The 9,180-nt window shown below is 45.9% G+C and carries 8 protein-coding genes and 2 pseudogenes; 8 read left to right on the forward strand and 2 right to left on the reverse strand.

Annotated elements, in window-relative coordinates; all coding sequences use genetic code 11:
• The 3 genes from KXG62_RS33245 to KXG62_RS33255 all read left to right on the forward strand — a co-directional run.
• On the forward strand, nt 1-617 hold a 617-nt coding region (locus tag KXG62_RS33245), incomplete at its 5' end, for a DDE-type integrase/transposase/recombinase (protein ID WP_343223564.1).
• Nucleotides 618-744: 127 nt separating this feature from the next.
• Nucleotides 745-990 carry a hypothetical protein gene (locus KXG62_RS33250; protein ID WP_218096301.1) on the forward strand — a complete coding sequence of 82 codons (246 nt, stop codon included), beginning with the start codon at nt 745-747 and terminating at the stop codon, nt 988-990.
• A gap of 206 nt (nt 991-1,196) precedes the next feature.
• Nucleotides 1,197-1,940, forward strand: coding sequence for a phosphoribosylaminoimidazolesuccinocarboxamide synthase (locus KXG62_RS33255; RefSeq protein ID WP_218096302.1), 744 nt, complete (start codon nt 1,197-1,199; stop codon nt 1,938-1,940).
• 246 nt (nt 1,941-2,186) lie between these two features.
• On the opposite strand, the pseudogene KXG62_RS33260 reads toward KXG62_RS33255, so the two are convergent.
• Nucleotides 2,187-2,900 (reverse strand): annotated as a pseudogene (locus KXG62_RS33260) (IS110 family transposase).
• Between the two features lie 292 nt (nt 2,901-3,192).
• On the opposite strand from KXG62_RS33260, the gene KXG62_RS33265 reads away from it, so the two are divergent.
• Both KXG62_RS33265 and KXG62_RS33270 read left to right on the forward strand, forming a co-directional pair.
• Nucleotides 3,193-3,747: a dihydrofolate reductase family protein gene (locus KXG62_RS33265; protein ID WP_218096303.1), complete on the forward strand. Its 555-nt coding sequence runs from the start codon at nt 3,193-3,195 to the stop codon at nt 3,745-3,747.
• Between the two features lie 141 nt (nt 3,748-3,888).
• Nucleotides 3,889-6,165, forward strand: a complete 2,277-nt coding sequence (locus KXG62_RS33270; protein WP_218096304.1) for an ATP-binding cassette domain-containing protein — start codon at nt 3,889-3,891, stop codon at nt 6,163-6,165.
• Nucleotides 6,166-6,650: 485 nt separating this feature from the next.
• Here KXG62_RS33270 and KXG62_RS33275 read toward each other — a convergent pair whose 3' ends face one another.
• Nucleotides 6,651-7,640 carry a helix-turn-helix transcriptional regulator gene (locus KXG62_RS33275; protein WP_218096305.1) on the reverse strand — a complete coding sequence of 330 codons (990 nt, stop codon included), beginning with the start codon at nt 7,638-7,640 and terminating at the stop codon, nt 6,651-6,653.
• A gap of 126 nt (nt 7,641-7,766) precedes the next feature.
• On the opposite strand from KXG62_RS33275, the gene KXG62_RS33280 reads away from it, so the two are divergent.
• The 3 genes and pseudogenes from KXG62_RS33280 to KXG62_RS33290 all read left to right on the forward strand — a co-directional run.
• Nucleotides 7,767-8,129 (forward strand): DoxX family protein, encoded by a 363-nt coding sequence (locus KXG62_RS33280; RefSeq protein ID WP_218096306.1) that lies wholly within the window; start codon nt 7,767-7,769, stop codon nt 8,127-8,129.
• A 205-nt stretch (nt 8,130-8,334) separates the two neighbouring features.
• Complete coding sequence (locus KXG62_RS33285; protein ID WP_218096307.1) at nt 8,335-8,814, forward strand: GyrI-like domain-containing protein; 480 nt, start codon at nt 8,335-8,337, stop codon at nt 8,812-8,814.
• A 23-nt stretch (nt 8,815-8,837) separates the two neighbouring features.
• A pseudogene (locus tag KXG62_RS33290) lies at nt 8,838-9,065 on the forward strand (phage tail protein); the annotation flags it as partial.
• Nucleotides 9,066-9,180: the final 115 nt, after the last annotated feature.

Here is a 9,180-nt window from a genome sequence, read left to right on the forward strand (position 1 = left end):
TCATCGGGGAACATGAAGACAACAATAATTACGGTGTCCAGCGTATTTTGCTGGCGCTGTCACAAATAGATATTAAGACCAGCTACAGTACCGTCCGTCGGATTATGAAGATGCACGGCGTGCTGAAGAAAGTGAAGCGTCATCCAAATGGCATTACACGCGAGGATGCTGCAGCTCAAAAGAGCGAGAACCTGATCAAGAGAGATTTCAGTGCCTCAGCCCCCAACCAAAAGTGGCTATCAGATATCACTGAGGTTCCTTGTTCAGACGGCAAGTTGTATCTATCCGCCGTACTGGATTGTTTAAACGGAGAGATTGTAGGCATCGCCATGGATGACAACATGCGTAAGGAATTATGTATCCAAAGCATGAGCGGCACGGGGCGTTGTTATGATAACGCACGAATGGAAAGCTTCTTTGCTACGCTCAAGAAAGAGAAGCTGTACAAGATCAAGACCGAGTACTATCCAATGGCCTACATTAAATCATCTTCAGATACATCATGGTCTACTACAATAGACGACGGATCTACACCTCTAATCCGGGGGGCTGGCCGCCATCCATTTATCGCGAAAGAATGCTGTCGCAAGCAGCTTAGTAACGGGATGCCTGTATGAGTGTGTTTTCAAACTGTACTTTTATTGACAACTCCACAAAATTGATACAAAAGAACCTCCTGTATCCAAAACGGTGTTCGTATCGGAGGTCGGGATTGTGTTTTGGATTACTGTGGGAGGTGGATTTGTGAAAAAGGTAATTCTAGTCCTTGTATTAGTTTTGTTATTGCTTATTAACATTTTCATGCTTGACTATCTACGGGCACTTAATGATAAGAAACCGATATTCGCCATACGAACTGAGATATATAAAGATGGCGGAACTTCAATTTATTATGGATTATTTTATAAAGTTATTGATTATAATCAGATTGACGGTCGAAAAGATGTTGTTTTTGAGTCAATTTTTATTTCAAAGGGATTTGTTCCCTAATCAAGATTCAATAAAACTGTTCTTTTGTTGAATCACAATGAATGCTAAGAAAAAGCTTTCCTCCCAAGAAACAACAAGAAGCTAGCCGCCTGCTGGATGATGTGCTTATTTACGATCAAATCTGCATAAGTGTTCGTATATATCTCCTCTTCCAGTTTACATATGGTATGATGGAAAATGAAAATATTAGGCTGAGGTGAAAAAAGATGAGTTTAAAACTTGATAATTTAGAACGGATTTATGTGGGGAAAACGAAAGATGTTTATGCTTATGACGAGAAGTCCATCGTGCTTCACTCAAAAGATAGTGTAACGGGTTGGAAGGTTCAGAATCCTGACGGCACAGTTACTGTGGTTGAAGACCCGGGTGCCAACGAAGTCATTGGCGAAGTGGCGGGAATTGGTCTGAAGAACATCATTTCCAGCGTCCACTATTTTAAAATGTTTGAGGCCGCAGGACTGTCAACGGCATTCTTAGATGCTGACCTTACAGAGAAAAATATTCTGCTCAAAAAAGCTGAGAAAGTCGGACACGGATTGGAATGCATCGTCCGCTTCAAAGCCATGGGTAGCATTCTGCGGACCTATCCTGACTATGTCAAAGAAGGTCAGGAGCTTACCGATTTCTTTGAAGTAACTACCAAACACGATGCTGCTGGAGATCCACGAATTTCAAAGGAATTCTTGACCAACCCAGACTTTGGGCCGGCCATGACTTCGAATCAATACGATGATACCAAAGCCCTCTGTCTGAAAGCCGCCGGTATCATCAAAGACGACCTTGCCAAGCACGACCTTGACTTGATAGACATCAAATTCGAAATCGGGATGGTTGATGATCAAATCATTCTTATCGACGAAATCTCGGCCGGTATCATGCGCGTCTTCAAAAACGGAAAACAATTCTCAGAAGAAGAACTAGCAGACTTTTTCGTTGCACAAAGCGCTTAAATTCAAAAACAGCCTGACATGATTGTGCAGGCTGTTTTGATTTTCGAGTTCTATTCGGAAGCTTCAAGATGCGACTTCTCTCCCGCTTCATGATACCAACAATGGTGTCGCCAAATAAGATTTATATGGCATCCTCTTCATCCATTAAATCGGACAACGACTCCAATGACCTTGCCCTGAAAATGTAGACAGCTAGAATCCCTCAACACAGCCGTTTGCCTATCAAGTTATTCCCGGTTTTCATACTTAAATTTCACGTATCCATTGCGGCTTACGCATTGGCTTATAAAAATCGATGAGAGTCTGCATGGTTCGGAGCATGATCCGCTGGTGGGCACTCATATTTCCACGCAAGCCTAGCTCGAGCTCTTCTTTCTTTTTCTTCAGCGTTCGCCTCGCGAAGGCAGCTAGCTTCTCCGGGTCTTCTTCGCCCTCGATCATGGCCTCCATCATGTCGCGGCTGCTTACCCTCATGATGTCAGAAACAACGGCAGCTAGTTTAATATTGGCCCCTTCCAGTACCTCCTGGACCCGGTTATGCTCGCGAGAGCGTTCCTGAATCAGGCTGCGGCGGTAACGGACTAATTCGCGTAGTTCTCGTTGGTTTCGGTGTGGTGAATCTGGCCTTGAGCAGACCGTGACGGAGTTGATCACAAATCCACTCAGCATCCTTCACATCCGTTTTCCTGCCGGGAACGGCTTTGATGTGCTGTGGTTTACGACGAGGAACTGAATCTCTTCGGCTTCCAGCAAATTCACGACCGGTTTCCAAAATACCCCGGTACTTTCCATGGCCACATGTGTACACCGATGTTGCTTGATCCAGTCGATCAAATTAAGCAGGAAAACAGTATGGGTACGAAACGTCTTAATCTCCTTTCCTTCGGGAGTTCCGATGCAAGCGGTAATAGACTTCTTGTGAACATCCAAACCGCAGGCTCGCTCGATCAGGACATCCATAAAACTCACCTTTCTACGGCAGTTGATATTGAGAGGACTGGTGCAACAACCAGCAAAGGGTTACTTTACCCCGCGTGCTTCCAAAATGAGCGACATTCCGTGGTGGTGCACCGTGGTCGTCGTGGTCAGACTAAGGTTGGGTTCGCGACACCATAGCTTAACGACCTTCCTCACCATACTGTATTGCTTTCGGGGAACGCTCAGATGGAGAACTCTCTTTTATTAATATGACAACAGGTGACATATTTGAGGTCTATAATGGGTGGTAGATTAACGAAAGGAGTTACAAATCATGAATCGAAAAATAATTTTAGATTTAGCTGTTACTTTAGATGGTTTTATTGAAGGAAAAAATGGTGAAATTGATTGGTGCATAATGGACTCTGAGATGGGGTTTAATCATTTTTTAAATCAAATTGATACCATTTTATATGGAAGAAAAAGTTATGATTTATGGGGACAATTTACTCCGGAACTTGAACATGGAGATTCTGAAAGAGAATTCTGGGAGTTGGTTCATAGTAAAGAGAAATATGTGTTTTCCAGGACGCAAAAGGGGACGGATCATAAAGCAATATTCATAAATGAGAGTATTCTTGAAAAAGTAAATGAATTAAAGAATAAGCCCGGTAAAGACATCTGGCTATATGGTGGAGCAAGTCTTATTACAACTTTTATCAATTTAGGACTTGTTGATGAATTTAGATTATCTGTTCACCCTGTTGTTTTGGGAGAAGGAAAACCGCTGTTTGTGGATATAAAACAGAGATTGAATTTAAAAATCGCTAATACAAAAACGTTCTCCTCCGGTGTTGTACAACTAATTTATCATATGGACGGGAACTAATCATTTAGCACATTCCTATGAGAAAATCGTTAGTTTCAGATTGACAGCGGCGGCAAGTCTAAGACTTTTTTTTCGGTCTTCGATCGCCGCCTTTTCATTACACTGAAATCTTAGAAAATCGAAATCCAAGGTGGAGAGGCTATGAAAGTCAATGAAATCATAATTGAAGGAGCACGCGAGAATAACCTTAAAAACGTGAATGTCCGCATCCCGAAGCAAAAAATCACGATCTTCACCGGCGTCTCGGGCTCGGGCAAATCTTCCTTGGTTTTCGACACTATCAGCGCCGAAGCTCAGCGTCAGCTGAATGAGACGTTTTCCGCATTCATCCGCAATCGGCTGCCCCGGTTTAGTCAACCGGATACCGATCGCATCGAGAACTTGTCTACAGCGGTTGTGATCGATCAGAAAAGGCTCGGCGGGAACTCCCGTTCGACTGTCGGCACGATCACGGATATTTATGCGATGCTCCGGCTGCTGTTCTCGAGAATCGGTAAACCTTTTGCCGGCTATTCGCATGCTTTCTCGTTTAACGACCCCGCCGGCATGTGCCCCGAATGCTCTGGAGTCGGACAGGTGGTGCAGTTCGATGTGGACAAGCTGCTTGACAGGTCCAAGTCACTGAATGAAGGCGCAATCCTGTTCCCTGTATTTAAGGTGGGAAGCTGGTACTTGAATACGTATACCCATTCCGGCTTGTTCGACAACGACAAGCGGCTCGCCGATTTTGCGCCGGCAGATTGGGATACCCTCCTCCACGGCAAAGAAAGCAAGATCGTATACCGAACCAAAGGTGGCGATATCGAATCGGATTATGAAGGTCTGCTGCCCAAGCTCACCCGCCTATACTTGAAGCGAGACAGCAGCGAGATGTCAGATGCCAAACGCGAAACCCTTAACCGCTTTCTAACCTACACGGAGTGTAAGCTTTGCGGGGGAAGCCGGCTTAATCAAGCGGCCTTGGGCTGCCGGATTAACGGATACAACATTGCCCAATGCGCGGCGATGGAGATTGGCGAGCTAATACGTATGATTGAAGCCATTCAGGATCCCGTTGCCGGCCCGATGATTGACGGGATTCTGACACGGCTGAATCATCTGGTCTCCATCGGACTGGAGTATTTGAGTCTGGACCGACAGACTGCAACCTTGTCGGGCGGGGAGTCGCAGCGCATCAAGATGGTCCGTCATCTGAGCAGCAGTCTTACCGACATGATCTACATTTTTGACGAACCGAGTGTCGGGCTGCATCCGCGAGATGTCCATCGTCTGAACGGCATGCTGCGCCAGCTCCGGGACAAAGGGAATACCGTCCTCGTCGTCGAACACGACCGCGAAGTCATGGAGATCGCCGATTACATCATCGATGTCGGACCTCACGCGGGATCCCGCGGCGGAGAAATCGTCTACGAAGGCGACTTTGCGGGCTTGCTCCGCGCGGATACCTTGACAGGACGATACTTGAAGCAAAGTCTATCCTTGAAAACTTCAACCAGAGTGCCCAAGGGTTGGATGACCGTAGCCGGCGCCAGCCTGCACAATTTGAAGGATGTGACAGTCGATATACCCGTCGGTGTGCTGACCGTGGTAACGGGGGTAGCCGGCTCAGGCAAAAGTACGTTGATTAACGGAGCATTCCTGCCGTCGCATCCGGAAGCCATTGTCATCGACCAGTCGGCCGTGGGCACATCCATCCGCTCCAATCCGGCTACTTATACAGGGATGATGGACGAGATCCGGCGGCTGTTCGCAGTCGCCAACAAGGTGAGCGCATCGTTGTTCAGCTTCAACTCCAAGGGAGCCTGTTCCAACTGTCAGGGTCTCGGGATGATATACACGGATTTGGCCTTTCTCGAGCCAATAAGGACGACTTGTGAAATTTGCGCGGGCAGGCGGTTCAGCGATGAAGTGCTAGAGTATAGGCTGAACGGAAAATCCATCAGCGACGTCCTCGCCATGACGGTTCGGGAAGCTTCAGAGTTCTTCAGCGGAAAGGAACTGCTCCGTCAATTGCAGACGCTGGAGGATGTGGGGCTCGGATACGTGACGCTGGGCCAGCCTCTGAGCACTTTGTCGGGCGGAGAATGCCAACGCATCAAATTGGCCGGGGAACTTCACAAGGAAGGCAGTCTCTATGTAATGGACGAGCCGACAACCGGACTGCATATGTCCGATATCTCTCGTCTGATGGACATTATGAACCGCTTGGTCGACGGGGGCAACACGGTGGTGGTCATCGAACACAACCTGGATGTGATCAAGAGCGCAGACTGGATCATTGACATGGGTCCCGAGGGCGGCCACCGGGGTGGCCGAATTGTATTCGAAGGCACCCCTGTCCAGCTTGTTGCTGCCGAGCATTCGATAACGGGGGTGTATTTACGCAAGGCTGAAACCGGCCAAGGAGCGTCTTTCTGACGGGGTACGTTATAACGGATCCCATCGAGGATCGATTAATCTTCGGGAACGATAGCTGAATAAACAACTAAGACGCGGCTGCCGGCATCGATCGGCAGCCGCGTTACACTAACGGGCAGCATGTGGCTCGAGCACAATAAGACATTTTTCTGTCTCATTCTTATATCGTGGTATCTATATGAGATCAAAAAATAACTGTGAAAGAAGCGGGTTCGCAAGCTTGGCTAAGGTCAACCTAATCGTAAGAGCAACTGTGACTTCAAACTCACAACCAAGGAGATATGTTGTAGACGAGAAAATAGGAATAGTACGTAACGATATGTTTACAGAAGTCCATGTAAATCAAGTAATTAAAGCCGATAGTAGGGTACCGTTTATCGATAGCCCAATAACGCGGCAGTCGATTTTCTATCCTATCGGCTGCCGTGTATTATTTTAGTCTATTTTTAAGGGACCTGACGATTTATATAGAATAATAATGTTTTTCAGGATTCAATCCGAGAAGACTTGGCAAAACGCTTATAGACATCCACTCTTTCCTGTAATCCTCCTACAACTTCTTGCGGTATTTCCCTGACCTTGATATCTTCACCTAAGAAAAGTAGCCAGCTTGTTATTTCGGCCAATTCATCAGGATGATGAACATTAATGAAAGTCTTTAGAATAGCCGTGGTTTGAAAAGGATTCGTGTATGAAATTGTAATTTTTAATGGATGGTACTTTTTGAACTGGGTAATCGCCTGGGGACCAAGTTCGAGGACTAGGTTAATGGCTTCTTCCTGCTTGCTTAGTTGTTCTACAATCTTCTTCTTACTAATTCTTTTTTTCTCGGGGTATGGTTTGACATCGGTAATATTGTCGACGGGAATAATCTTCCTTTTTTCCTCCTCTAGGTTGAAGCCTTCAATTTGCCAAGAGCTTTTTTCACGATATAGGTGCATGAGATAAATGGGATAAGACTTGATTTCCCTTCCTTCTTCAACGGAAACCACTAAGTAGCTGTCCATAAGAAGGATTTGGATGAGTTGTTCTAACATAGGATGGGGCAGATCTGACAGATCAAGCAGGTCAGGATTGTGTGGGTTGGTACCCTCGAAGAGCAAGATTTGATTTAACAGAACAAGATCATCTTGCTGGTTTTCAGAGATGAGGCCGAGCAATTTTTCCGCTAAAGATTGGCGACTCTTGAGATAAGGGAGTTGTAGATTTCGTGTGGCCATGAAGGCGATAAAAAGAGCTTTAATCTCATTATCGGTAAAGCGGACCGTGGGCAGGACGGAGTTGTGCATCACAAAATAACCCCCGTCCCGCCCGACTTCGGCGACTAGAGGCATTCCCATCGCTTCAATTTCCCTGATATCTCTAATCGCCGTCGAACGGGAGATGTTAAACTCATGCATGATTTCCGAAATGGTAAAATGGGCGCGGTTATTGATGTACCGCATGATGATGTTAATCCGTTCTACTTTTTTCATAGGGTCCTCTAAACAGTATCATTTTTTGACATGATTTATTGTTATTATAAACCCATCAAGTGAAAAAACAAATGATTTGATCCATTCAAAAAAGGAGCGAAGGTAGAATCCCGTCCCATTGGAAGGATGACCGCTTATTGGTCGGTTACCATATTTCTCGCATTCTCTATTGCATTAAGCGGTATCGGGCAATTGATGCGATATGGAGGTAATGTCGATTTAGTGACCGATATTGGTTTCCCGTTATATGTCACGAATATTCTCGGAGCTTGGAAATTGCTTGGAGTCATTGCGATTGTAATGCCAGGTTTCCCCCGGCTCAAAGAATGGGCTTATAGCGGCCTCTTTTTTCTAATGACGGGTGCGGCCTTATCTCATGCGTTCGCTAATGATTACGGCGATTATGGATTCCATATTATTCTTCCGCTTTTCTATGCCGCGCTTGGCATCGCCTCCTGGGCGCTGCGTCCGAAAAGCCGCAGACTCTAACGAGAAATGAAATGAACGCTACCCCATTCGTGACTCCGATAGATTTCTACTACCTAAAGCACTAATATTAGGTAAGGGGCGCTGGGGGAGAGAACAACCGGTTGGCCTCTAAACGGTATCATATTTTGACATGATTTATGGTTATGATAAACCTATCAAGTGAATAAACAAATCAATTCACCCATTCAAAAAAGGAGCTGGAATGATGACAACGTATACCTTTGAGGAAAAAGACAGCTTTATCGTTCTCGGTATTGGAACCGAGCTGAAGAGCGATTACACGGATTATGCCGGCATGAACAAGGAGAAGGAGAACTTTTGGCGGGCAGTGGAGCAGGATGGAAGACTTGGCACGTTAAAGGCTATTGCTGCGAACGACTATATTTTTGCCGTAAACGAAGCGATAAATCACAAGATGATGTATTATGCTGGCGTCATGACAGATTCATCGATACCGGAAGAACACAGAGTGATCCAGTTCCCTAAGGGACAATACCTCGTCGTTAAAGGTGAAGGGAAGTCGGCTGATGAGTTGAGTAGTATGCTTACTGGCGTTGCTTTTGGTCAAGTCTTGCCGGCAGCCGATAATTACGCCTATGTTGGCGGGCCCAATGCAACGGTGGAGATGGGGCAGCGAGACGGCGTCGTGTATGGTGAAATGTGGATTCCGGTTGTGAAGAAGTAAACGAGATCAAAGGAGGAATGAGGATGTCCCCTATCGTTGATTTTAAAAATGTGTCTACGGTTGGTCTGGAGTCTTCACTAGTAGCAGAAGCGCTAGCTGGCCTGCGTGCGAATGAAGCCCGTTACTTCATGAACAAATACAAGCACGAATTTACGGTCGTACCAGCCAGCGAAAGCCAGGAGACGCTTGATTATGTGAAACGGGTTTTGAAAGAAGAACGTGGTATTGAGTTTGCGGCCCAACCTCTAGAAGTGTGGTGAAAAATCAGTTTTTGGCATTGTCTTTCTGACGAGCCAGTTAAAGAAAAACATTGAAATGTGTAAAAGCCAAGCAAGTTGAAGGATACGCTGTGCCTGTGAAGTTTAC

It is taken from the genome of Paenibacillus solanacearum, from assembly GCF_910593845.1.
GTDB lineage: Bacteria > Bacillota > Bacilli > Paenibacillales > NBRC-103111 > Paenibacillus_G > Paenibacillus_G solanacearum.

Bases quoted from the DNA above. Each gene is read 5' to 3' on its own strand.
- KXG62_RS33265 (WP_218096303.1), top strand. From the start codon at position 3,193: ATGAATCGAAAAATAATTTTAGATTTAGCTGTTACTTTAGATGGTTTT.
- KXG62_RS33280 (WP_218096306.1), top strand. From the start codon at position 7,767: ATGACCGCTTATTGGTCGGTTACCATATTTCTCGCATTCTCTATTGCA.
- KXG62_RS33255 (WP_218096302.1), top strand. From the start codon at position 1,197: ATGAGTTTAAAACTTGATAATTTAGAACGGATTTATGTGGGGAAAACG.
- KXG62_RS33270 (WP_218096304.1), top strand. From the start codon at position 3,889: ATGAAAGTCAATGAAATCATAATTGAAGGAGCACGCGAGAATAACCTT.
- KXG62_RS33275 (WP_218096305.1), bottom strand. From the start codon at position 7,640: ATGAAAAAAGTAGAACGGATTAACATCATCATGCGGTACATCAATAAC.
- KXG62_RS33285 (WP_218096307.1), top strand. From the start codon at position 8,335: ATGACAACGTATACCTTTGAGGAAAAAGACAGCTTTATCGTTCTCGGT.